The organism is Nocardiopsis endophytica (genome assembly GCF_027706725.1).
GTDB classification, from domain to species: domain Bacteria; phylum Actinomycetota; class Actinomycetes; order Streptosporangiales; family Streptosporangiaceae; genus Nocardiopsis_A; species Nocardiopsis_A endophytica.
In genome coordinates this window covers 60,240-84,233 of the sequence record NZ_JAQFWQ010000009.1, presented here as the reverse complement: position 1 = coordinate 84,233, position 23,994 = coordinate 60,240, and the positions used below count along the sequence as shown (strand labels likewise).

Genomic DNA, 23,994 nt, shown 5'->3' with positions numbered 1-23,994 from the left:
GGCCGGTATCGAGGGTAGTCCTCCGATGTTTGCGCCCGGACCCCGCGTCGTCGAGAGCGGGAGGAGACCCCTGTGTCGTGATCTACCGCCGTGGGGTGATGGCGACGGCCCCTGCTCGGGCCTAACGTTCGGTCCGACGGGGCTGTCACGGGCGGGAGCTGTATGGACGAGGGCGCGGGCGGGCACGAGCACGGGGCGCGGGCGCCGTCCCGGTTCTGGAGGGCGTTCCACGACGCGCTCTGGCGCCCCCCGTCCGAGCTGGAGCGCATCCTGCCCTCCCCCGCGCCCGAGCCCGTGCCCCCGCCCCGGGTCGGCGGCGTGTGCGCCGAACGCGCGGCGCGCAAGGGCGTCCCGGCCAGGCGTGTGCGCCGGAACTTCGCCCTCACCGTGGTACCCGTGCTGCTGTACCCGGTGCTGTGGCTGGTGCACGCGGCGGGGCGCCCCCGGGCCCGTGGACGCGCCGCCGCGAACCGGCAGCTCATCCTGGTGGCCGCGGCGCTGTTCACCGCGTGGGCGGTCGGGCCCGAACTGTACGACTACGGGATCCCGCGATGGGCGGCGCTCGTCGTGGGCGCCGCGACCGGGGCGCCCATGCTGCTCCTCGCCCGCTCCCCGCTGCTGACCTGGCGCCTGATGGTGCCCGCGCAGGCCGTGGTGTTCGTCCTGCCGCGCGACATCGCGGTCGAGACCGGGGTGCCCGACTACCTCCTCCCGCCGTTCCTGATCGTTCTCTACCTCGTCGGGGCCCAATACCACCGCGGCGTGGTGAGCGTGGTCGGCGTGGCCACCACCGCCGTGTTCCTCACCCAGGCGGGCCTCCCCGGGCGCGACCTGTCCGACGCGCTGGTGTACATCTTCGCGGCGGTCGCGGCCCTGGTGGTCGGGGACAACGTGCGCGTGCGCCGCGAAGAGCACGGCGTGCGCGCCGCACCGGCGCCGCCCCCGTCCGACCGGCCCGCCATCCCGCTGCTCGACGGGCTCGTCGACGCTGTGTGGCGGGCGCCGGTGCGCAGGCCGGGCGGACCCATGCGGCTGCTCGGCGGGCCGCGCCGCCCCCGGGACACCCGGCTGATCGCGGGCGTGTGCGCGGCCTTCGCCCGCCGCTCCCGGTGGGGCCGCATCGCCCTGCGCGTCGTGGCGGTGGTGCTGCTGCCCGGCACCGCCGTGGTGGTGGTCGGCGTCTACGCGGTCCTCTGGCTCCTCATGCCCTCCGAGGACGACCCCCCGCCCGCCTCCGGCACGGGGCCGGGCCCCAAGGTGCTGGTCCGCGAGCGGATCGCCTGGGGCGTGCTGTGCGCCGTCTCCGTCGGGGCATCGGCGGCGGCCGGGGCACAGCTCGCCTTCCTCCAGCAGATCCCGCAACCGCTGCCGTGGGCGCTGGGGGCCGCGGTGGGGCTGCCGTTGGCACTGGTCCCGGCCGTCCCCCTGCTCGCGTGGCGGCTCGGGCTGGCGGGCCTGGCGCTGGCGGTCGTCGGCGGGGGCGTGTACGGGGAGCCGCCCACCAACCTGTGGCCGTGGCCGGCGGCGGGCCTCGTGGTCATGGCCCTGCTGGTGTACGCGGTCGCGGTGGCGCACGGCGGCCGGACCGCCGCGGGGGTGGCCGCGGCGACGGCGCTCGTCGGGTTCCTCCCCGCCACCGTGCTGACCGGGACGCCGGTGCTGCAGACGCTGTGGCCGTGCGCCCTGGCGGCGGGGATCGCGGCCCTGGGTGCGAACGTGCGGGGGCGCCTGTCGGCCCAGCGGGAGCTGGCACGCGAGGCGGAGCTGCGCCGCCGCGAGCACGCCCGCCAGGCGGCGCTGGAGGAGCGCTCGCGCATCGCGCGGGAGCTGCACGACGTGGTGTCGCACCACATGTCGATGATCGCCATCCAGGCCGAGGCGGCGCCCTACAAGTACCCGGGGCTCCCCGACGGCGCCGCGGAGACCTTCACGACCATCCGCGACGCCTCCCGTGAGGCGCTCACCGAGATGCGCAGGGTGGTGCGGCTGCTCCGGGAGCAGGGCGAGGACGCCGAGCGGGCACCGCAGCCGGGGCTGGACCGGCTCGGGGAGCTGGTCGAGGGGGCGCGCACGGCGGGGATGCGGGTCGAGGTGGACGACCGCTCCGGGGAGGCCGACCTGTCGGAGGCGGTGGGGCGCTCGGCCTACCGGATCGTGCAGGAGGCCCTCAGCAACGCGGCGCAGCACGCGCCCGGGGCGCGGGTGGAGGTGGCGCTGGCCCCGGTGGACGGAGCGCTGGAGGTGAGCGTGGCCAACGGCCCGGCGGCGCAGGGCGGCGGCGGGGGCGGGCTCGGGTCGGGCGGGCACGGCCTGGTCGGCATGAGGGAGCGGGCCGCCGTCCTCGGCGGGACCCTGCGGGCCGGGCCGACCCCGGACGGCGGCTTCTCGGTGGAGGCGCGACTTCCCCTGGGGGCGGGCGGTCCGCAGTAGGGTGGTCCGGTGCCGATCTCCGTGATAGTCGCAGACGACCAGGCCATGGTGCGCGACGGGATCGCCGCGCTCCTGGACGCGGCCGAGGACATCAGCGTGGTGGCGCAGGCCGCCGACGGCCGGGAGGCCGTGCGGCTGGCGGGCGAGCACCGGCCGGACGTGGTCGTGATGGACGTGCGCATGCCCGCGATGGACGGCCTGGAGGCCACGCGCCGCATCACTTCGGACTCCCCTGCCGACGGCACCGGGGACGCGGCCGGAACCGGCACGAAGGTGCTGGTCCTCACCACGTTCGATCTGGACGAGTACGTGTACGAGGCGCTGGGGGCGGGCGCCAGCGGGTTCCTGCTCAAGGACGCCCCGGTCGACGACCTGCGCGCGGCGGTGCGCACGGTGGCGCGGGGGGATGCGCTGCTGGCGCCGTCGGTGACCAAGCGCCTGATCGCCGACATCGCCGCCCGCCGCCGCGAACGGGCGACGGCCCGCCCGGAGGCCTACTCCTCCCTGACCCCGCGCGAGGCGGACGTCCTGCGCCTGGTGGCCAGGGGCCTGTCCAACGGCGAGATCGCCGAGGAACTGGTGCTGTCCGAGCAGACGGTGAAGACCCACGTGGGCCGGATCCTGATGAAACTGGGCCTCCGCGACCGGACCCAGGCCGTGGTCTTCGCCTACGAGAACGGCGTCGTCTGACCACCCCTGCCGGCCCGCCCCTCCCCCTTTGAGGTGACGTGGCGCATCGCTCCCCAGGGCGACGACGCCGCGGCCCCGGCCGGGCATCAATGGAGGACAGGGGGCGCCGAACGGCGGGCGCCGGGCTCACTGGGGCGGACATGGACGCGGGCACACGATGGGGCGCGGCCGCACGGTCGCGGCTCGGGCACGCCCTCCGGCGGCTGGACTCCGCCACGCCACCCGACCGGGAACGGGCGCTCGACGGGCTGCGTGCGCTCGGCGTGGGCGGAATCGTGCTGGGCCACTGGCTCGTCACCGCACTCGTCCTCTGGGGCGACGGCGGGCTGCGGATCTCCAGCCCGCTGCGCGACCTGCCCCAGCTCGCCCCCTTGAGCTGGGTGCTCCAGACCCTCGCCCTGTTCTTCCTGGTGGGAGGCTACGTATCGACCCTCGCGCTGGACCGCGCCCGGGAGCGCGGGGAATCCGAACGGTCCTGGCTGCTCTCCCGCGCCCGCAGGCTCGGCCGCCCTGTGGTGCTGGTCGCCGCCGTCTGGGGCGCGGCGGCCGTGCTCCTGGCCGCGGCAGGGGTCCCCGACGCCACTCTGCGGAGCCTGGTGCTGCTGGTCCTCCAACCGCTGTGGTTCATCGGGGTCTACCTGGCCGCGACGCTGCTCACCCCGCTCGCCGTCGCCGCCGAGCGCCGTGTGGGTCCGTGGGCCGCGGCCGCCCTGGTCGTCCCCGTCGCCGCCGTGGACCTCCTCCTCTACGGCCCCTGGGGCGCGCACGCCCCCGCCTGGGCCGGCTTCGCGTCGGTGCTGCCGGCCTGGCTGTTCGCCTACCTCCTGGGCGTCTCCTGGGCCCGCGGGCGCCTGACCCGCCGTCTGGCGTGGGGCCTGGTGGCGGGCGGCGCGGCGGCACTCGCGGTGCTGGTGCTCGTGCTGGACTACCCGGCGAGCGCGGTGGGCCTGCCCGGGGCGGGGCGCTCCAACCTGAACCCGCCATCGCTGTTCGTCCCGGCCCTGGCCGCCGTCCAGACCGGCGCCGCCGTCCTGCTGCGCGGGCCGCTGGAGCGACTGCTGCACCGCCCCGCCGCATGGGCGCCCGTGGCCGCGGTGAACCTGGGGGCGCTGACCGTCTTCTGCTGGCACCTGACGGCCGCCGCCGTGCCCGCGTTCGCCGCCGCGCTGGTCCAGACGCCGGTCGCCGGGCTGACCTCGGCCCCCGAGGGCATCGGCTGGATCGCCGCCCGGCTCGCCTGGCTGCCCGTGTTCGCGCTGGTCCTGGCGGTCCTGTGCGCGGCGTTCCGGCGCTTCGAGGGGCCGTGGCGGGGGTGGGCGGCGTCGCGCCCCTTCCGGACCGCCGTAGGCGCGGGCGCCGCCGCATTCGCCCTGGCGGCGGTGTACCTCGCCTGATCCGCGCCCGGCCCCGGTCACCCGGAGAAGGCACGGACGAGCTCGGGCACCTCCCGGAGGTGGACCTTCAGCAGCTCCACGCTGCGCTCGCCGTCGTTGGCGCTGAGGGCGGCGTCGAGCTCGCGGTGCTCGCGCTCGATGACGGGGAGGCGCTCGGGGGCCTCGGTGATGGTCCGCACGGCCAGGCGCACGTGCCGGGGCCGCATGGCGTCGTACATCTCGGCCAGCACGGCGTTGCCGTGGTGGCGGACGAGGGAGGCGTGGAAGGCCTGGTCGAGCTGGGCCATCTCGTTCCAGTTCCGCTCCCGGCCGGCGGCCTCCATCGCCTCGATGAGATCGCCGAACCCGGCGGGGGCGCCGCGGCCCCGCTCGCAGATCCGGCGCGCGCAGTCGGACTCGATGACGAACCGCGCCTGGTAGATCTCCTGCATCTCGGTGGCGGTGACGACCCTGACCTGGGCACCGCGGCGGGGGACGAGCTCGACGTAGCGCTCGGCCTGCAGCCGGTGGAGGGCCTCGCGCACGGGCGTCCGGGAGGTCCCGACCTCCCGCGCCAGGGCGACCTCGTCGAGGAACTGCCCTTCGGCGTACACCCCGGACAGGATGGCCGAGCCGATCCAGTCGTAGGCGCGGTCGCGCGCCGAGGGCCGCGGTCCGCCGGTCCTGCCGCTCTTCCTTTGGTCTGACACGGACTCAGCTTACCTTTACAGCTCCGGCATGCCACGTGTATACATGTCGTCCACAGTGCATATACCGATGGCGCCCGTCACATCCGCACCCGTCCGACACCGTACGACCAGGGGGGACATCCGCATGCACGACCCGGAGGAATCTCAGAGGACACCGCGACACGGCGTCTGGCTGTCCGAGCCGTCGGCCGCCGCCGTGGAGATGGCGCACCTCGCCGGATACGGCACCGTCGTCCTCGACATCGAGCACGGGCTGTTCGACCTGGCGGCCCTCGACTGGCTGATCCCCTTCGCCCGCAGCACCGGCATGGAGGTCGTCGCCAAGGTGCTGGGCCCCGAGCGCGGCCCGATCCAGCAGGCCCTGGACTTCGGCGCGGACGCCGTGGCCGTCCCGCACATCGAGTCCGCCGAGCACGCCGCCCGGGTCTGCGGCTACGCGAAGTTCCCCCCGCTGGGCGACCGCTCCTTCGCCGGGGGCCGCACCTGCGGGTACCGGGGGTTCACCGACGCCTGGGTCGCCGAGCAGGACGCCGTGACCCGCTGCTACCCGATGATCGAGGACGCCTCGGCGCTGGAGGAGGTCGAGCGGATCCTCGCGCTGCCCGTGGTCGACGGCGTCTTCATCGGCCCCTCCGACCTGTCGCTGCGCCGCGGGCGCGGCGCCTACACCGTCGGCCCGGACGACCTGGAGGACCTGCGCGGGATCGCCCGCGCCGCGCGGGCCGCGGGCAAGCCGTGGACCCTGCCCGCCTGGAGCGACGCGGAGAAGCGCCTGGCCGTGGAGGAGGGCGCCGGGACCATCGTCACCACCATGCAGTACGGGGCGCTGCTGTCCGGGTTCACCGGAGCGCTCGACGCCCTGCGGGAGATCGAGAACGAGCAGAGGAGCCGTCGATGAGCCTGACCGCCGCAGTCGTCCAGTTCGCGCCCGCCGAGGACAAGGACGCGAACCTGGCGACGATCGAGGCGCTGCTGGGCGAGGCCGCCGGGCGCGGCGCCCGCCTGGCCGTCCTTCCCGAGTACGCGGTCTTCACCGCCCCCGCCATGGACGACCGGTTCGTCGACAGCGCCGAGCCGCTCGACGGGCCGGCCGTGACCCGCCTGGCCGCCGTCGCCGCCGGGCTCGGCCTCACCGTCATCGCCGGGGTGAACGAGGCGGCCGGGAACGGGCGCATCCACAACACCCTGGTGGGCCTCCAGGGCGGAGGGGTCGCGGCCGTCTACCGCAAGGTGCACCTCTACGACGCCTTCGGCTACCGGGAGTCCGACCGCGTCATCGCCGCCGACCCGGGCGAGCCGGGCCTCCTGGAGGTCGACGGCTTCACCGTGGGCATGCAGACCTGCTACGACCTGCGCTTCCCGGAGACCACGCGGGTCCTCGCCGACGCCGGGGCCGACGCCGTCGCCCTGCCCGCCGAATGGGTGCCCGGCCCGCTCAAGGAGTACCACTGGAACACCCTGGTGCGCGCGCGGGCGATCGAGAACACCGTCTACGTGCTCGCGGCCGGCCAGAGCGGTCCCGCCGGGTCGGGCAACAGCGCCGTCGTCGACCCGATGGGCATCGCCGTCGCCGCGCTCGGCGAGGCGCCGGGCATCGGCACGGCCGCCCTGGAGCGCGAGCGGATCGACCACGTCCGCGCGGTCAACCCCGCCCTGTCCCTCCGGCGCTACCGCGTGGCACCCGCGGGAGGCTGACCATGAGGCCACGTGCGAACCGCCCCCGCGGCGGCGCCCGGCGGCTCACCGCGGCCGCCGCCACGGGCACCGCCCTGGCGGCCGCCGCGGTCGGACTGACCGCCTGCGGCACTCCGGACACCTATGTCCTGCACTACACGACCTACTCCAACCCGACCTCCGACCAGTCGCGCGCGGCCCAGCGCTGGGCCGATGAGGTCGAGGAGCTGACCGGCGGCGGTGTCACCGTCCGGCTGCACTACTCCGAGAGCCTCGTCGGCGCCGACGAGTCGGTCCAGGCGACGCTGGACGGGCGCGCCGACGCCGCCCAGGTCGGGTCCATCTACGCGGCCTCGGACCTGTCCATGTTCACCGTCGTCGAGCTCCCGTTCGAGACCCGCAACCCCGAGGTGCAGATGAGGGCGATCGAGCGGCTCTACGAGGAGAACGAGGTCTACCGCGAGGACTTCGACCGGCAGGGCGTGCGCCTGCTCTTCCCGCTCCCGCTCGGCGTCAACGCGATCGGGACCCGCGAGAAGGTCGGCGGCCTGGACGACCTGCGCGGGATGAGCATCCGCGCGGGCGGCCTGACCTCGGAGGTCATGCTCGCCGCCGGGGCCAACCCGGTCGCGATGACGGCCACCGACATCTACGAGTCGATGTCCCGCGGCGTCGTGGACGGCTACACCTCGCTGGCCCTGGCGAACCTGCCCACCTTCGGCCTGTCGGAGACCACGCCCTACATCACCGACCCCGGGATCGGGGCCTACTCGTCCTCGATCGTCGTCATCAACGGGGACCTGTTCGACTCCATGCCGGAGGGCTACCGGAAGGCGCTGCTCAGCGCCTCGGAGAACGGCATCGCCAACGGCCTGGAGGAGATGGGGGCGCTCGGGGACACCTCGTGCGAGGAGCTCGACGCCTCCGGGGCGGAGTTCACCTCCCTGCCCGAGGAGGAGGTCGCGGCCTGGAAGGAGAAGGCCGGGGTGGCCGAGGACTGGGTCGCCCGCTATGAGGAGCGCGGCTACGACGCGCGGTCCGTTCTCGACGACTACCGGCGGATCATCGAGGAGGAGTCCGCGGCCTCCGACTACACCGCTCCGCTGGCCGAGTGCATGGAAGGGGCGCAGCGATGAGCCGGCCGCACCTCCCGCGCGCGGCCACGGCGGTCGCCACCGTGTTCAACGCCGCCGCCGGGCTGCTGCTCCTGGTCCTGATGCTGCTCACCGTCGCCGACGTCGCCGGCCGCAACCTGCGGGGGCAGTCGGTCCTGGGGACCGTGGACATCTCCACGCTGCTCCTGGTGGCCATCGCCTTCCTCGGCCTCGCCTCGGCGGAGACCGGAGGGCAGCACGTCTCCGTCGGGCTCGTCGAGATGCGGCTGGGACGGCGGGCGCGCACGGTCCTGTCCGTGCTCCGGCTCGTGCTCCTGGCGGCCCTCGGGTCACTGATCGTGTGGGGGCTGGGCGAGGTCCTGCTCTCCGCGATCGACCGCGGGGAGACGACCAACGACATCCTCCGGCTGGCCACGTGGCCCGCCAAGCTCGTGCTCTTCGCGTCCTTCCTGCTCTTCTTCGCCGCCGCGGTCGCCAAGGAGGCGCAAGGGCTGCGCGCCCTGCGCTCCGGCGGGGCCGACACGGCGGAGGGCGCCGGGACCGCCCGCCACGAGGACGGAGGCCGCCGATGACCGCCGGAACGCTCATCGTCGTCATCGCCGTGCTGGCGCTCTTCCTGGCCCTGCTCGCGATCCGGCTGCACGTCGGCCTCGCGCTCATGACGGCGGGCCTGACCGGCACCGTCCTTCTGCGGGGTCCGGAGGCCGCGGTCAGCACCGTCGCCAACCAGCCGTTCTCCACGGCGGCCGACTACTCCCTGACGATCATCCCGCTGTTCATCCTGATGGGGGTGTTCGCCGTCCGGGCGCGGCTCGCACAGGCGGGGTTCGACCTCGCCTCCCGGGTGCTGCGCCGCCTGCCCGGCGGGACGGCGCTCGCCTCGCTGTCGGGGTCGGGCATGTTCGCGGCGGTCACGGGGTCCAGCGTGGCGACCGTGGCCACCATGGCGCGCGTGTCCACCGACGCGATCACCAGGGCCGGGCACGGCATCCGCCTCGCCGCCGGGACCGTCTGCGCCGGGGGCACGCTCGGCGTCCTCATCCCGCCGTCCATCGTGCTCGTCCTGTACGGCGTGGTCACCGAGGAGAGCATCGGGCACCTGCTCCTGGCGGGCATCGGCCCCGGTGCGCTGACCATCCTGCTCTACGCGGCCACCATCGTGCTGACGGTGCTCGTCCGCCGCCGCCGGAAGGCCCGGGCGGGCGTGCGGGGCGCGGGCGGCGGGGAGGCACCGGAGAAGGACGGCCGGGAGGCCGCCGGTGCCGGGGAGCAGGCCGACAGCGGCGCGACGGGCGCCCGCCCGGACATCACCGGCTTCGGCTTCCTCGTCGTGATCTTCCTGGTGTCGGTGGGGACCATCTACCTCGGGCTGGCCACCGCCACCGAGGCCGCCTCCTTCGGCGCGCTGTCCGCGCTGGTCATCCTGCTCGTCCGCACCCGCCCGCCGCGCTGGCTGCGCGCCGTGGGCGACTCGGTCGGCGAGGCCGTCGGGCTGACCGCGATGACGTTCCTGCTCATGGTCGGCGCGGGGGTGTTCACCTACTTCCTCGCGCTGTCCGGGGCCAGCACCGCGCTCGTCGACGCCGTCATCGGCGCCGACCTTGCCCCCTACGCCGTGCTGGTGCTGTGCCTGCTGCTGTTGCTGCCGCTGGGCATGTTCCTCGACGGGATCTCGATGATCCTCGTCGCGGCGCCGCTGCTGCACCCGATCCTCGTCGGGTACGGCTTCGACGGCATCTGGCTGGGCGTGCTCATCGTCAAGGTCGCCGAGATGGCGCTGATCACGCCGCCGGTCGGGATGAACGCGTTCGTCTACTCGGGGTCGGTCCCCGAGGCCGGACTGGGCCGCGTCTTCCGCGGCATCCTGCCGTTCATCGCCGCCGACGCCGTGGTCGTGGCCGCCCTCATCGCCTTCCCCGACATCGTCACCCTCGTCCCGGACCTGTCGAACGCGCGGTAGCCGGCCGCCCGCGCCCGCTCCGGCCCGTCCACCGATCCGTCCCCGAAAGGAACGACCATGTTCACGGTCAACGACATGCCCCGGCAGATCGACGAGGGCATCGCCGCCGAACTCGGCGGGGCCTGCGTCTCGACCCTCGGCCACCTGCGCGACCACGGCTTCGCCCTGGGCCTGCGGCCGAACCGGCGCCCGCTGCGCTTCACCGGCACCGCCGTCACCGTCCGCATCCCCCACCTGGACTCCACCGCCGTCCACATGGCGGTCGACATGCTCCGCCCCGGCGACGTCCTCGTCGTCGACCAGTCCGGCGACCACGCGCGCTCCTGCTTCGGCGGCCTGGTCTCCTTCACCGCCAAGGCGCGCGGCGCCGTGGGCGCGGTGATCGACGGGTCGGTCAACGACCACGACGAGACCCTCGCCTACGGCTTCCCGGTGCTCTCGCGCGGCTTCAGCCCGCTGACCACCCGCATCTCCGGCATCGAGGGCGCGATCAACGTGCCGGTCACCGTCGGGGGCGCGGTCGTGCACCCGGGGGACGTCGTGTTCGCCGACTCCGACGGGGCCGCGTTCCTCAGGCCCGAGGAGGCGGTGGGCCTCGGCGCCCTTCTGAAGGCGAAGGAGGACGCCGAGGCCCCGGCCCGGGAGTCGATCGCCGAGGGGGGTTCCATCGCGGAGTTCTCCGGCGCGGCGAAGTACCGGCCCTGAGACCGGGGCGGCGGGGCCTCAGGGGGTGGGCCCCGCCGCCCGCGTTCGTCCCGGTTCGGGGCGATGGGCCCACTATGTCCGGGCACCGCGGGGTAGGACCCCAGCAGCGACCGGCCACCGTTGGAGCCCCCATGATCGAGTTGCCGAAGCGCGTCCACGAGCATGCCCTGCGGCTCACCCCCCGGAGCCTGCCGGCGTGCGTCCACGACCTCCCCGCGATGACCGAGCGCGCCCGGCTGCTGCGCGCCTGCCTGCCGCCGGCGTTCGGCCTGTACCTGCCGCTGCCCGACCCGCCGCCCGGCGCGGCCGGGGTCCTGGCCCCGCACGTCGTGGGCCTGCTCGTCGACACCGTCCCCGCGGTGCGCACCGTGCTGCGGGAGTGCCCGGGCGTGCGGGCCGTCCTGGCCGGGACCGGCAAGACACCGGGCGAGCTGGAGGCCGTCGTGGCCGATGCCGCCCGCGGCGAGGCGGTGGTCCTCGCCGACAGCCCGGGCGAGCTGCGCCTCCTGGAGCACTGCGCGCGCCGCGCGGGGAACCCGGTCGGCGTGCTCCTGGCGGCCGACCCGTGCACTGGCGGCTCCGCCGACCCCCCGTCCGACCCCCTGCCCGACACGGGCCCCGGCGTCCCCGGTGCCCCGGACTCCCCGGGCGCGCCCGGCACCGAGGGCGCCCCGTGGGCGGGGATGGACGCGGCGGCGCTCGTGGAGTGCGCCGGGCTGCTCGGGCCCGACCCCGCCGTCCGGCTGCTGGGGTTCGCCGCCGCCCCGACGGGCTCCCGCCCCCAGGGCATCGCCCCGGTCGAGACCCTGCGAGCGTGGGGGTCGCTGCTCGGCATCGCCCGGCCCGAGTACGCCTTCGCCCTCTCCCCCGAGCCCCCCGGTGCCGGGACGCCCGGCGCCCCTGGGCCCCCCGGGGTCCCGGGCCCAGCGGGCGAACGGATCTCGATCGTGGCGCCGCCGCCCGGCGAGGGCTGGTCCGGCTGGTTCCTGACCCCGGTCCTGGACGTGAAGCACCGCCGCGGCACCGCCTATGCGGTGGTGGACGGCGGACGCGCCCCGGAGTCGCCCGTGTTCGCGGTGGTGCCCAGGGACGACGCCTGGCCCCACCCGTGGGAGCGCCCGGAGCTGGCGGACGAACCGGTGACCGTGGTCTTCCGCGGGCCCGGCCCCGTTCAGGCGCCGTTCCCGCCGGTCCCCGTCGACCGCCTGCGCCCGGGCGACCTCGTCGCCTTCCCCGCCGCCCCGCCGCACCCGTCGTCGCGCGCCGCCGGGCCGCAGGTGCACTGCCTGGGGGACCCTTGAGCGGCCGCCCGCGGATCTTGAGACCGGCCCGGAAGCGTCGTTTCTCCCGGGATCGACGCCGAGCACACCCGCCTGCACGCGCGGGCTCTTGGACGGGATGAGCGAGCGGTCCGTCGGGGTCGCTCGCCCACGGGGCCGGGTGCGGCCTTCAGCCCTCTCCGGACTCCGGGACGCGGTTCAGCAGCTCCGCCAGGCCGTCGGAGTCCGGCAAATCGGCCGGACGGACGGTCGTACCGGCCCGCACGTAGTGGAACGCGGCGCCGACCTCCTCCAGGGGGACGCCCGCCAGCTCCGCCCACGCGACCCGGTAGGCCGCGAGCTGGACCGCCACCGCCGCGCGCTCGCGGCCGCTCTCCGGCGGCCGCCCCGTCTTCCAGTCGACCACGTCGTAGCGCCCGGTGTCCGCGTCGTGGAAGACCGCGTCCATCCGCCCCCGGACCAGGCGGTCGCCGATCACGGTCTCGAACGGCACCTCCACGTCCAACGGCACCCGGCCGCCCCACTCGCTCTCCTCGAACCGGCGCCGCAGCTCCTCCAGGTCCTCGTCGTCCCCGGCGGTCTCGTCGGCCGCCCCCGGCAGCTCGTCCGGGCCCAGCAGGCTCTGCTGCCCGTGCCGCTGCTCCAGCCAGGCGTGGAAGGCCGTCCCGCGGCGGGTGTGCGGCGCCGGGGGGCGCGGCATGGGGCGGCGGATCCGCCGCGCCAGCGCCTCCGGGTCGCGCGCCAGGACCACCAGCGACGACACCGACAGGTGCGCGGGCAGCTCCACCTCCACCGGCCCCCCGCCTCCGGGGTCGGCCGCACGGTGCGCCAGCAGCAGCTCGGTGTCGCGCTCCCAGCCGTCCAGCCGCTTGCGCGCCCGGGCCGACAGCGGGGACCGCTCCAGCGCCTCCGCCCACGCCCCGCCCTCCACGGCGGCCCGCTCGACCAGCGCCGCCCCTTCCACCAGGCCGCGGTGGCGCCGTGCCGGCGCCCCGGTGAACTCCTCGGGCGGCAGCGGCCACTCGACCGGCTCCTCGCCCGACGTCTGCGGGTTCTCCTCCCCGTCGTCCGGCGGCGGCGCCCACACGGCCACCCGCCCGGCCCCGGCCTCGCAGGCCTCCCGGACCTCCTCCAGGAACGGCGACGGGCCGCGCTTGGAGGCGCTGTCCCGGCCCCACCAGTGCCCGGTGCACACCAGCGCGAACGACGCCCGGGTCACGGCGACGTAGGCGAGCCGCCGCTCCTCCAGCAGGTGGCGCTCCTTCTCGGCCTCCTTGATCGCCTTCACCGACGCCTTGTCCACGTCGTCCAGGCGCGGCAGCCCGGCCGCGTCGCCCCGCAGCGGGTAGGGGAGCCGGTGGGCGTGGCGCACCCACCCCCCGGACTCGCGGGGGCTGGTCGGGAAGACCGACGAGCGGCCGCCCTCCCCCGCCAGGCCCGGCACCACCACCAGCGGCCACTGCAGGCCCTTGGCGGCGTGCACGGTCATGAGCTTGACGGTGTCGCCGGTGCCGACCCTCTCCCCCGGCTGCAGCCCCCGCTCGGCGCCCTCGGCCGAGCGCAGATAGGTCAGGAACGCCGCCAGCGTCGGATCGTCGGTGTTGCCCGCGAACCGCACCGCCGCGTCCATGAACGCGTCCAGGTCCGCGCGGGCCGACATCGGGTCGCGCCCCGGGCGCGCCGCCACCTCGATGTCCATCCCCAGCGCCCGTTCGACCTCGGCGATCAGGTCGGGCAGGGGCTGCCCGGCGAGCTTGCGCAGCCCGCGCAGCTCGGAGGCGAGCAGGGCCAGGCGCTCGTACCCGGCCTCGGAGTAGCGCTCGGTGGGCCCCAGGTCGTCGAGGGCGTCCACCAGGCTGCCGCTCTCGGCGGTCAGGTCCAGCACGGTGTCCCGCAGCAGGTTCTCTCCGAGGGACGCGCCGTCGGCGGCCCTGTCGCCCGCGCCGTCGGCGCCCGCGCCGTCGACACCCGCGCCGTCCCCGGCGCCTCCGTCCGCGCCCGGCGCCCGCGCGGCCTCCCCCCTCAGGTCCCTGCGGGCCTCCCGGACCAGCTCGGCGGCCCTCTCCCCGAGCGCCACCAGGTCCCGCGGCCCCAGGCGCAGCCGCGGACCGGTGAGCAGCCGCGCGAGCTCGTTCCCGGCCGAGGGGTCGTGCACGACCCGCAGGGCGGCGATGACGTCCCGCACCTCGGGGACGGTCATCAGCCCGCCCAGGCCGACGATCTCCACCGGGATGCCGCGCGCCTCCAGGGCCTCGCGCACCGAGGTGAACTGGGAGCGCTTGCGGCACAGCACCGCGACCCCGCCCGGCGTCAGCCCGGAGCCGCCCTCTCCCTGCGGCCAGGGGCGGCCGTCCGGGGCGGTCCCGTCCGCGCACTCCTGCAGCGCCGCCTCGACCATCTGCGCGATCCAGGCGGACTCCTCGGTCTCGGTCCGCAGCAGGGCGCAGGTCACCGCCCCGCGCCCGCGCCGTGCCGGGCCGGGGTGCAGCACCGGGACCTGGGCGCCCTCGCCCCGCAGCGGCCCCGACATCCGGGTGGCGACCGACAGGACGCGCTCGCCGTTGCGGAAGCTGGTGGCGAGCGCGCGCACCGGCGCCGGGCGGCCCGGCCCCTCCGGGAAGTCGGTGGGGAAGCTCTTCAGGCTGCCCGCGCTGGCGCCCCGCCACCCGTAGATCGACTGGCAGGGGTCGCCCACCGCGGTGACCGGGTGGCCGCCGCCGAACAGCGCGCGCAGCAGCATGAGCTGGGCGTGGCTGGTGTCCTGGTACTCGTCCAGCAGCACCACCCGGTAGCGGCTGCGCTCGGCCATGCCGACCTCGGGGTGGCGCTCGGCGATGCGCGCGGCCAGCGCCACCTGGTCGCCGAAGTCCATCGCCTCCAGCCCCTGCTTGGCCGCGGTGTACCGCTCCACCAGCGGGAGCAGCTGCTCGCGGGCGGCCTGGGCGTCCTCCAGCGCCCCGGTGGTGTCCTTGGTGCGCTCCCGGGCCGGCAGCGCGGCCGCCCGTTCGCGGATCCACCGGCCCACCCCGCGCACGTCGTCGGGGGTGCGCAGGTGGTCGGCGAGGTCCCCGGCCAGGGCGAGCACCCGGTCGGTGACGGTGGCCGGGGCGACGTTCACCGCGTCCATCGGCCCGTCGTAGGCGGCGACGGCCTGGGCGGCCAGCTGCCAGCTCTGCCCCACGCTGAGCAGCCGGGTGGACGGCTCGACCGCCTCGCGCAGCGCGTGGTCGGCGACCAGGCGGGCGGCGTAGGCGTTGTAGGTGGCCACCTCCGGTTCGCCGTCGAGCACCTCGGCCGGGACCTGGTCGACGGCGCGCAGCTGGTCCAGCCGCTTGCGCACCCGCTCGGCCAGCTCGGACACGGCCTTGCGGGTGAAGGTCAGGCCGAGCACCTGCTCGGGGCGGACGTGGCCGTTGGCGACCAGCCAGACGACCCGGCCGGCCATGGTCTCGCTCTTGCCGGACCCGGCACCGGCCACCACCACCGAGGGGCCCAGCGGCGAGGAGATCACCTGCGCCTGCTCGGCGGTGGGCTCGGGCTGGCCGAGCAGCCGGGCGATCTCCGCCGGGGTGAGGATCCGCCGGGGCCGCGCCGGGGCCCCGGCCTCTTCGGCCTCCTGCGCGTCCGCCTCCCACGCGCCGCTCATCGCCGATCCCCTTCCCCCGCCGCGGCCTCCGATGCCGCCGGTACCGTCCGCTCCGTCCACTCCGTCCGCGCCACCCGCTCCGTCCCTGCCGTCCGCGCCGCGAACCCCGTCCCTGCCGTCGGCTCCGCCCATGCCGCCGTCCGGCTCCGGCCCGGCGGCCCGCCGACGCGCGCCCCGCTCACAGCCGCTTCCCCTCGTCGTGGGCCGGACAGCTCGACTTGACCGGGCACGAGTCGCACCGGTCGTTGCGGGTCGCGGCGAACCGCGCGCCCGCCATCCCCTCAGCGGTGTCGCGCACCAGTTCCTCGGCCCACCCGGGGTCGCCGTCCTCGCCCAGGGCGCCCTGCTCCTGCTCGCGGGCCCGGTTCGTGAGCCCGCCCTTGCCGACGTGCACCAGCGACGCCCCGCCCGGATCGGCCAGGCCCAGCCGCGCGAACGCCCCCTTGAGCACCGCGAGCTGGTACACGCCGAGCTGCGGCAGCCGCGCGATGTCGTCCTTGTGCGGCGCCGACGACCCGGTCTTGATGTCCACCACGAACCCGCGCCCCTGCTCGTCGCGCTCCAGGCGGTCCACCCGCCCCGTGATCTCCACCCCGCCCACGTCGACGGTGAACCCCTCCTCGGTGACGACCAGCTCCCGGGGGTCGGCCCGGTGCCAGGCGATGAGCCGGTCCACCATGCGGTCGGCCGCCTCGCGCTGCTTGCCCGCGTACCACCGGCCGCCGAAGTCCAGCTCCGACCAGACCTCGTCCATCCGCCGGTCGATCTCCTCCTTGGGCACCCCCTGGGCCACCAGCACCGCCACCGCGTGCACGATGCTGCCCAGCGCCGAGGCGGTCTCGGCGGCCGAGGCGCCCGCGCCCTTCTCCAGCAGCCAGCGCAGCCGGCAGGTGCCGAACAGCTCCACCTGGGACGGGGAGACCCGGATGCCCTCGCCGTCCTCGGCCAGCGGCCGCTCGTCGGACCAGGGGGTGAGCCCGTGCCACTCCGAGGGCGCCGCCCCGCGCACGCCCTCGCGCGCCAGCCGGGCCAGGTGCACGGCGGCGGCGCGGCGCAGCGCCTCGGGGCGCTCGGGGTCGGTCACCACCGACCGCAGGTCGGCCACCAGCGCCGGGAGCGACAGCCACCGGCGCCCGGTGCCCACCCGCTCGGGCTCGCCCACCCCCAGCTCGCCGAGGAACCGGGACGGGCGCTCCTCGGTGTCCTCGCCGCCCACGGCGGTGACGACCAGGCGGGACCGGGCGCGGGTGGCCGCCACGTAGAACAGCCGCCGCTCCTCGTCCAGCAGCTTGGAGGCGACGGCGGCGCCCGCGGCCGGCCCGCCGTCGGGGCCGCCGTGCCCGGAGACCGCGTCCACCAGCGCCTCCACGCCCAGCAGCGACCCGCGCAGCCGCAGGTCGGGCCACTCGCCCTCCTGCACCCCGGCGACCACCACCAGGTCCCACTCCAGGCCCTTGGAGCGGTGCGCGGTCAGGATGCGCACCGCCTCGCCCTCGGGCGCCCGCTCGGCGAGGGTGTCACCGGGGATCTCCTGGGCCTCCAGGTCCTCCAGGAACCCGTCCGGGGTGCCGGGCGGGAGCCGGTCGCAGTACCGGGCGGCGTTCTCGAACAGCGCCACGACCGCGTCCAGGTCCCGGTCGGCCGCGGCGCCGCGTGGCCCCCCGGCCTGGCTGGCGCGCAGCAGCCGGTCGCCGAGCCCGGCGGCGCTCCACACCTCCCAAAGCACATCCTCGGCGCTGCCGCCGGAGGCGGCGGTGTCGGCGACCGTGCGCAGCAGCGCGGCCACCTTCCGGGCGGGCGCCGCCACCGCCGGGTCGACCAGGGTGAGCTCGCGCGGGTCCCGCAGCGCGTCGGCGACCAGCACCGCCGAGGGCCGCGGCACCGGGGCGGCGCCGCCCTCGGCCGCCTCGGCGGCGACCCGGTCAAGCTCCAGGCGGCGCAGCGCCCGGCCCAGGCGCCGCAGCCGCACCGTGTCGGCGTCGCCGAAGGCCGAGATGAGCAGCTCGTGGGCGGCGTCGGCGTCCAGGGTGTCGGGGTGCAGGCCGCAGCGCACGAGCAGCAGCAGGGGCCGCACCAGCGGCTCGGCGGCCAGGGGCAGCTCGTCGCCGCCCACGGCCACCGGCACCCCGGCGGCCATCAGCGCCCGCCGCAGCACCGGCACCTGCCGGGTGGCCGAGCGCACCAGCACCGCCATCCGGGACCAGTCCAGCCCCTCCACCAGGCGGGCGCGGCGCAGCAGGTCGGCGATGACCGCCGCCTCCTGGGCGGGGCTGTCGGCCACCAGGGCGCGCACCTCCCCCTCGGCCGCGCCGGGAAGGGGGTCCAGCTCGCGGTGGGCGTTGACCGGCCCGCCGCCGGGCGCGGGAGCGGCGGGCAGCCGCCGGGCCACCCCCCGGCTCGCGCGCAGCAGCGCGGGGCCGCTGCGGCGGCAGGTGGTCAGCGCGACGACCGGCGCGGGCACGCCGTCGGCGCCGGGGAAGCGCTGCGGGAACTCCAGGATGCCGCGCACGTCGGCGCCCCGGAAGCCGTAGATGGACTGGTCGGGGTCGCCGACCGCGACCAGGTCGCGCCCGTCCCCGGCGAGGGCGCGCAGCAGCTCCTCCTGGGCGGGGTCGGTGTCCTGGTACTCGTCGACGAACACCGCCTCGCGGCTGGCCCGCTCGCGCGCCAGCACCTCGGGGTCGCTCAGCAGGTTGGCGGCGATGCGCACCAGCTCGGCGTAGTTGAAGGTGGGCACCGGGGCCACGTCGAACCGGCCGGTGTAGCGGTCCATGAAGTCCCCGGCGGCCACCCAGTCGTCGCGCTCGTAGGCGCGCCCGAGGCGGTCCAGTTCTCCGGGGTCCAGCCCGCGCTCCTGGGCGCGCATGAGGAAGTCGCGCAGCTCCTCGGCGAAGCCGCGGGTGCCCAGCGCGGGGCGGAGCCGCGCGGGCCACATGTCCGCGCCGTCGGCGGCCTCGCCCGCCAGGATCTCCCGCATCTCCATGAGCTGCTCGGGACCGGAGAGCAGGCGCGGCGCCTGGTCGCCCATGCGCTGGAACTCCCGGCGGATGAGCGCGTAGGCGTAGCTGTGGAAGGTCAGCGCCAGCGGCTCGCGGGTGGTGCGGCGCAGCCGCGCGGTGATCCGGTGGCGCAGCTCCTCGGCGGCCTTGCGGCTGAAGGTCAGCACGAGCACCGCCGAGGGGTCGGTCCCGCGGTTCTCGATGCGGTCGACCACGGCCTCGACGATCGTGGTGGTCTTTCCGGTTCCGGGCCCGGCGAGCACCAGCAGCGGCCCGCCCTTGTGCGCGACGACGCGCCGCTGGTTCTCGTCCAGCACCGGCGGCGGCGCTTCGGTGTGCGCACGCCGCACGAGGCGGTACGGGGACGGGTTCACCCGACCCAGTTCACCACATGCTCACCCGCATCGGGGAACAAGGACTCGAACATCCGTACCCATTTTTCCGGGAAATGACTCACACCCGGTACGCCGCCCCCGCCCCGGAGCGCTCGCGTCCGCCCGGCGGGAGCCGCGCGTCACACGGGGTCGGAGGGGTCGGGGCCCTCCCAGCGCGCGACGGCCATGTCGACGCGGCCCGACGGACGCAGGGGCGTGCCCTCGGCCGCGTAGTGGGACCGCGCGCGGACCTCCAGGCCGGGCGCGGGCGTCCCGTCGGCGCGGAGCACCCTCCACCAGGGGACGCCGCCGCCCCAGACCGACATGACCGTCCCCACCTGGCGGGGGCCGCCCTCCCCGAGGAGCTCGGCGATGTCCCCGTAGGACATGACCCTTCCGGGCGGGATCCGCTCGACGATGTCGAGCACCCGTTCGGCGTACTCGGTCGGATGGCTGTCGGGTCGCGGCATACCGGGGACCCTAGCGCCCCCGCGTCGTTGATCTCGGGGAAAGTGCCCCTAAAAGCGGCCCGGAAGCGTCGTTTCTCCCGAGATCAACACAGGATCCGCCCGACCGTCCGCGCGGGCGCGGGTCAGTGCGGCACGGGTCCGCGCCGGTGCATCGTCCCCGATGCCTGGAGGCTGCCCACGACGCCCGCGACCATCGCGACCAGACCCAGGATCCAGGAGGTCCACGCGGCCGCCATGTTGGCGGTGAACTCCATCAGCCACGGCAGGACGAACACCAGCGCCCCCAGCGCGAAGATGAAGGCCTCGCTCGCCATCAGCCCGGGGCGGGTGATGGACATCGTCGCCGAGAGGATGATGAGCAGCCCCAGGATGAACATCGCCGCCCGCGGCGGACCGACCATCGCGTCCCAGATCCAGCTCACCGACAGCAGCACACCCGCCGCGACGGCGGCCCAGTCGGCCGCGCGCCCCTTGATCTCCATGGCCGCACCTCCCTCGCTGCCGATCCGTCGGGTCGGCGCCTGATAGATACCCAGGAGTGGCACAGATCACAACCGATGCGCGGCGGGGACCCTGGACACACGGAGGCCCGGCCCGCTGAGAGAGCGGACCGGGCCCCGGCGGTTCAGCGCGTCAGTAGCTCGGCAGGCTCGGGTCGACCTGCTTCACCCAGGCCAGCACGCCGCCGCCCACGTGGACGGCGTCGGAGAATCCCGCGCCCTTGAGCGCGGCCAGCGCCTCGGCCGAGCGGGCGCCCGACTTGCAGTGCAGGACGATCTTCTTGTCCTGCGGCAGCTTGGCGAACGCCTCCCCGTTCAGGAACTCGCCCTTGGGGATGAGGACCGAGCCGGGGATGCTGACGATCTCGTACTCGTTCTTCTCCCGGACGTCCACCAGCTGGAAGTCGTCGCCGTCGTCCATCATCCGCTTGAGCTCGGCGGCGGTGATGGTGGAGTCGGCCGCGGCCTGCTGGGCCTCGTCCGAGACGGTGCCGCAGAACTCCTCGTAGTCGATCAGCTCGGTGATGGAGGGGTTCTTGCCGCACAGCGGGCACTCGGGGTCCTTGCGGACCTTCACCGAGCGGTAGTTCATCTCCAGGGCGTCGTAGATCATCAGGCGGCCGACCAGCGGCTCGCCGAACCCGGCCAGCAGCTTGATGGCCTCGTTCACCTGGATGGAGCCGATCGAGGCGCAGAGCACGCCGAGCACGCCGCCCTCGGCGCAGGAGGGCACCATGCCGGGCGGCGGGGGCTCGGGGTACAGGCAGCGGTAGCAGGGGCCGTGCTCGGCCCAGAACACCGAGGCCTGCCCGTCGAACCGGTAGATCGACCCCCACACGTACGGCTTGCCGAGCAGGACGCACGCGTCGTTCACCAGGTACCGGGTGGCGAAGTTGTCGGTGCCGTCGACGATGAGGTCGTAGGGCTCGAAGATGCGGAAGGCGTTGTCGGAGTCGAGCCGCTCCTCGTGCAGGACCACCTCGACGTTGGGGTTCACCTCGCGGATGGAGTCGCGCGCGGACACCGCCTTGGGGCGGTCCACGTCGCTCTGCCCGTGGATGATCTGGCGCTGCAGGTTGGACTCGTCGACCACGTCGAAGTCGATGATGCCGAGCGTGCCCACACCGGCGGCGGCCAGGTAGAGCAGGGCGGGCGACCCGAGTCCGCCGGCGCCCACGACCAGCACCTTGGCGTTCTTCAGGCGCTTCTGGCCGTCCATGCCCACGTCGGGGATGATCAGATGGCGAGAGTAGCGGCGCACCTCGTCGACGGTCAGCTCGTCGGCTGGTTCGACCAGCGGCGGCAGCGACACAGCGGCTCCTCAACAGTTCTCGTCGGCGCCACGCCGCCCGCGGTCCCTCCGGAGGGGGCCGGGGCCGGCCGGAGGTTCGGATCGGGCACGTGACGAGCTTGCTCTTATACCCAACCTACGGGGTGGGGTTTTTGATTCCCCGCCCGGGGACCCGGCTCGGACGGCGGCCGCGGACGGCGCGGGCGCCCCGGGTCGGGCGAGGTCAGGCGGGGCGGCGGTGGGCGGGCGGTGGGCCGGGGTCAGGCGGGGCGGGTGCGGGCCGCGTCGGCCCCGGCGAGGAACGGGCGCACCTCCCGGGCGACCGCCTCGGGGCGCTCCATCATCGCCACGTGGCCGGTCTCGTTCATCACCACGAGCCGGTTGCGCGGGAAGACCCGGGCGGCGCGGCGGGCGATCCGCGGGTCGACGAACCGGTCGGCCATGGCGTAGACGAGCAGCGTGGGCACCTGGAGCCCGGAGGCCTGCCGCCACAGCGAGCGCGGTCCGCGCCGCAGGTACTCGGCCACCAGCCCGCGCAGGCTCTCCAGGACCGCCTCGACGGCGTGCCCGCACCTCTCCCGCTCCCGTTCGGCCTCCAGCGCCTCCATGACCCGCTGGGCGGGGACCGCGGCGGGGTCGTAGTAGGTGGCGTCGAGCATGTCCTGCACGCGGACCTCGGCCGGTCGGCTCTGGATGCGCGTGTACACGGCCGGGCCGAGCACCGGGAACAGGGCGCCGACCATCTGGTAGGGCACCAGCCGGGGCCGCAGGTCGGGCAGGGCGGGGGAGATCAGGGTGAGGGTGCGCACGAGCTCCGGGTGGTCGGCGGCGAGGCGGACCGCCACGGTGCCGCCCAGGGAGTTGCCGACCAGGTGCACGGGGTGGGCGCCGGAGCGGATCACCCCGGCGGCCGCGGCGGCGTGCGCGTCGACCGAGTAGTCGCCGTCGTCCGGGGGCGGGGACAGGCCGAACCCCGGGAGGTCCGGTGCCTCGCCGAGGTGGTCGTCGGCGAGGGCGCCCATCAGGTCGGTCCAATTGGTGGACGACCCGCCGAGCCCGTGCAGGTAGACGACGCGGCTGCCGCCGTTCCCTCCGGCGCGGACGTGCAGCCGCCGACCGCCGACCGTGCGCAGCTCCCCGGGCCACGGGTCGATGGGGTCGATCACGGACACCCCCTCACGGGTCCACGGTTCTCGTTGTGCGGATCACCTTGTGCGGAGAACTCTACGGACTCGGACGGCCACAGGTGCAGGGGCCGGGGATGCGCGCCACCCGTGGCGGGTAGACATCCGGTGGCAGGAAGGCTTCACGACGATCCAGGGGGGACTCGTGGCAGCTCAGTGGCAGCAGGAGAACGGGCGGAAGGCCCAGGAGGCCGCCGAACGGGACGCCGAGTTCGAAGGGGACTTCGAGACGTCCGAGGCCGACCTGGCCGAGCAGCGCGCGGAGGTCGGCGAGGAGGAGACCTGGTCGGCCGACCGGCCGCTGGGGGTGTCCGACGACGTCCCGGAGGGCGATGCGGTGGAGCAGCACCTCGAGGTCGGTGGGGACGACGACGAGTACCGCGAGTAGGGACCGCACGGTTCCGCTCCGGGAGCGCCTGGCCTGGTACGCGTGACTCCGGCACTCCTGGTTCCGGCACGCCTGGTTCTATGCCTGAGGCGTTGGCCGTAGGGCGGAGGGGCGGCGGTGCGGAGCGTGGCTCGTTGAGGGTGGTGGTGGGCGACACTGCGGGAGGGCTGCTGCGCGGAGCGCAGACGGTTGAGGGTGGTGGTGGGGGACGGGCGGGCGTAACCTACGTCCCAGTAAGATGACCAGAAGGAACACGCGCCGGGCAGCTCCCCATCCTTCGTCTCCGAGGCGCGTTCCTTGTCCGACCGTCGACCGCGGCGCCCGCCGTGCCGCACCAGTTCGGAGGATGTGGGTGTGACAGCTCCTTCAGACGCCCGGCCGCGCGGAACCCGCCTGCCCCGGCTCGCCCGCAGGCGGCAGCTGCTGGCCGCCGCCCAGGAGGTGTTCGTCGCGCAGGGGTACCACCAGGCCGCGATGGACGAGATCGCCGAGCGCGCCGGCGTCAGCAAGCCTGTGCTCTACCAGCACTTCCCGGGCAAGCTGGAGCTCTATCTGGCCCTGCTGGAGCAGCACTCCGAGGCCCTGGTGGAGAAGCAGCGGGACGCCCTGGAGAGCACGACGGACAACCGGGAGCGCGTCAAGGCGAGCTTCCAGGCGTTCTTCGACTTCGTGGCCGGGGACGGCGAGGCGTTCCGGCTGGTGTTCGAGTCGGACCTGCGCAACCTTCCGGCGGTGCGCGAGAAGCTGGAGCAGACCCTGCACCGGTGCGCCGCGCTGATCGGCGAGGTGATCCGCCAGGACACGAGCATCTCCGAGGACGAGGCGCACATCCTGAGCATCGGCCTGGTCGGCATGGCGGAGACGAGCGCCCGGTACTGGCTGAGCCTGTCGGGGTCGATCCCCAAGGAGGCCGCCGAGCAGCTGGTGGCCCGTCTGGCCTGGCGCGGCCTGGCCGGGTGGGACCTGACCCGCGAGGGCGGGTCCTCCGAGTCCTAGCGGCCCTGGCGCGGCTCCGCCGCGCCGCCTCCTCCACCCCCGCCCCGCCCCCGTCCCGTCCGACGCCTCCCTCAGGCGCGCACCCGGCCCTTCCGTGCCCCGGTCCGACCCCCGGCCGGATGGTCGGCGCATGACCCGCCCTTTACCGAGAGTTGCCCATCGTCACCCTCCGACGATTCGGCCCTGCTCATAACGGGTAATCGCCGGGA

General features: G+C 75.3%; 19 protein-coding genes. 12 read left to right on the top strand and 7 right to left on the bottom strand.

Annotation, left to right across the window (positions count from 1 at the left end; genetic code table 11):
* The first annotated feature begins 162 nt into the window (after positions 1-162).
* The 3 genes from O4J56_RS05335 to O4J56_RS05325 all read left to right on the top strand — a co-directional run bounded on the left by O4J56_RS05335 (position 163) and on the right by O4J56_RS05325 (position 4,514).
* Positions 163-2,430 (top strand): ATP-binding protein, encoded by a 2,268-nt coding sequence (locus O4J56_RS05335; protein ID WP_270683990.1) that lies wholly within the window; start codon positions 163-165, stop codon positions 2,428-2,430.
* Positions 2,431-2,439: 9 nt separating this feature from the next.
* Entirely contained in the window at positions 2,440-3,120 is a 681-nt protein-coding gene (locus O4J56_RS05330) for a response regulator (RefSeq protein WP_270683988.1), read from the top strand.
* A gap of 140 nt (positions 3,121-3,260) precedes the next feature.
* Positions 3,261-4,514 (top strand): acyltransferase family protein, encoded by a 1,254-nt coding sequence (locus O4J56_RS05325; protein WP_270683987.1) that lies wholly within the window; start codon positions 3,261-3,263, stop codon positions 4,512-4,514.
* 17 nt (positions 4,515-4,531) lie between these two features.
* On the opposite strand, the gene O4J56_RS05320 is transcribed toward O4J56_RS05325, so the two are convergent.
* On the bottom strand, positions 4,532-5,203 hold the full coding sequence (locus O4J56_RS05320; protein ID WP_270683985.1) for a GntR family transcriptional regulator: 672 nt from the start codon (positions 5,201-5,203) through the stop codon (positions 4,532-4,534).
* Between the two features lie 124 nt (positions 5,204-5,327).
* Here O4J56_RS05320 and O4J56_RS05315 point away from each other — a divergent pair, with 124 nt between their 5' ends.
* The 7 genes from O4J56_RS05315 to O4J56_RS05285 all read left to right on the top strand — a co-directional run bounded on the left by O4J56_RS05315 (position 5,328) and on the right by O4J56_RS05285 (position 11,958).
* Positions 5,328-6,101, top strand: a complete 774-nt coding sequence (locus O4J56_RS05315) for an HpcH/HpaI aldolase family protein (protein ID WP_270683983.1) — start codon at positions 5,328-5,330, stop codon at positions 6,099-6,101.
* Positions 6,098-6,898, top strand: coding sequence for a carbon-nitrogen hydrolase family protein (locus tag O4J56_RS05310; RefSeq protein ID WP_270683982.1), 801 nt, complete (start codon positions 6,098-6,100; stop codon positions 6,896-6,898). Before O4J56_RS05315 ends, O4J56_RS05310 begins: the two co-directional genes overlap by 4 nt.
* Before the next feature lie 2 nt (positions 6,899-6,900).
* Positions 6,901-8,013 (top strand): C4-dicarboxylate TRAP transporter substrate-binding protein, encoded by a 1,113-nt coding sequence (locus tag O4J56_RS05305; RefSeq protein WP_270683980.1) that lies wholly within the window; start codon positions 6,901-6,903, stop codon positions 8,011-8,013.
* Positions 8,010-8,564, top strand: a complete 555-nt coding sequence (locus tag O4J56_RS05300) for a TRAP transporter small permease subunit (RefSeq protein WP_270683979.1) — start codon at positions 8,010-8,012, stop codon at positions 8,562-8,564. The genes O4J56_RS05305 and O4J56_RS05300 overlap by 4 nt, the downstream gene beginning before the upstream one ends.
* Positions 8,561-9,952 (top strand): TRAP transporter large permease, encoded by a 1,392-nt coding sequence (locus tag O4J56_RS05295; protein ID WP_270683977.1) that lies wholly within the window; start codon positions 8,561-8,563, stop codon positions 9,950-9,952. Before O4J56_RS05300 ends, O4J56_RS05295 begins: the two co-directional genes overlap by 4 nt.
* Before the next feature lie 57 nt (positions 9,953-10,009).
* Positions 10,010-10,657, top strand: coding sequence for an RraA family protein (locus tag O4J56_RS05290; RefSeq protein ID WP_270683975.1), 648 nt, complete (start codon positions 10,010-10,012; stop codon positions 10,655-10,657).
* Between the two features lie 131 nt (positions 10,658-10,788).
* Positions 10,789-11,958, top strand: a complete 1,170-nt coding sequence (locus tag O4J56_RS05285; RefSeq protein ID WP_270683973.1) for a type III PLP-dependent enzyme domain-containing protein — start codon at positions 10,789-10,791, stop codon at positions 11,956-11,958.
* 148 nt (positions 11,959-12,106) lie between these two features.
* Here O4J56_RS05285 and O4J56_RS05280 read toward each other — a convergent pair whose 3' ends face one another.
* The 6 genes from O4J56_RS05280 to O4J56_RS05255 form a co-directional block, all read right to left on the bottom strand.
* On the bottom strand, positions 12,107-15,583 hold the full coding sequence (locus O4J56_RS05280) for an ATP-dependent helicase (protein ID WP_270683972.1): 3,477 nt from the start codon (positions 15,581-15,583) through the stop codon (positions 12,107-12,109).
* A 178-nt stretch (positions 15,584-15,761) separates the two neighbouring features.
* Complete coding sequence (locus O4J56_RS05275; protein WP_270684016.1) at positions 15,762-18,932, bottom strand: ATP-dependent helicase; 3,171 nt, start codon at positions 18,930-18,932, stop codon at positions 15,762-15,764.
* A 164-nt stretch (positions 18,933-19,096) separates the two neighbouring features.
* Positions 19,097-19,426, bottom strand: coding sequence for an MGMT family protein (locus tag O4J56_RS05270; protein WP_270683970.1), 330 nt, complete (start codon positions 19,424-19,426; stop codon positions 19,097-19,099).
* Between the two features lie 122 nt (positions 19,427-19,548).
* Complete coding sequence (locus tag O4J56_RS05265) at positions 19,549-19,908, bottom strand: SPW repeat protein (protein WP_270683968.1); 360 nt, start codon at positions 19,906-19,908, stop codon at positions 19,549-19,551.
* A gap of 151 nt (positions 19,909-20,059) precedes the next feature.
* The gene (moeZ, locus tag O4J56_RS05260; RefSeq protein ID WP_270683966.1) at positions 20,060-21,238 is read right to left on the bottom strand and encodes an adenylyltransferase/sulfurtransferase MoeZ; all 1,179 of its coding nucleotides are present in this window, start codon (positions 21,236-21,238) and stop codon (positions 20,060-20,062) included.
* 239 nt (positions 21,239-21,477) lie between these two features.
* Positions 21,478-22,383: an alpha/beta fold hydrolase gene (locus tag O4J56_RS05255; protein WP_270683965.1), complete on the bottom strand. Its 906-nt coding sequence runs from the start codon at positions 22,381-22,383 to the stop codon at positions 21,478-21,480.
* 163 nt (positions 22,384-22,546) lie between these two features.
* Between O4J56_RS05255 and O4J56_RS05250 the strand changes: the two genes are divergently transcribed.
* Positions 22,547-22,789: a hypothetical protein gene (locus O4J56_RS05250; protein ID WP_270683963.1), complete on the top strand. Its 243-nt coding sequence runs from the start codon at positions 22,547-22,549 to the stop codon at positions 22,787-22,789.
* A 354-nt stretch (positions 22,790-23,143) separates the two neighbouring features.
* Entirely contained in the window at positions 23,144-23,785 is a 642-nt protein-coding gene (locus O4J56_RS05245; RefSeq protein WP_270680997.1) for a TetR/AcrR family transcriptional regulator, read from the top strand.
* Positions 23,786-23,994 lie beyond the last annotated feature (209 nt).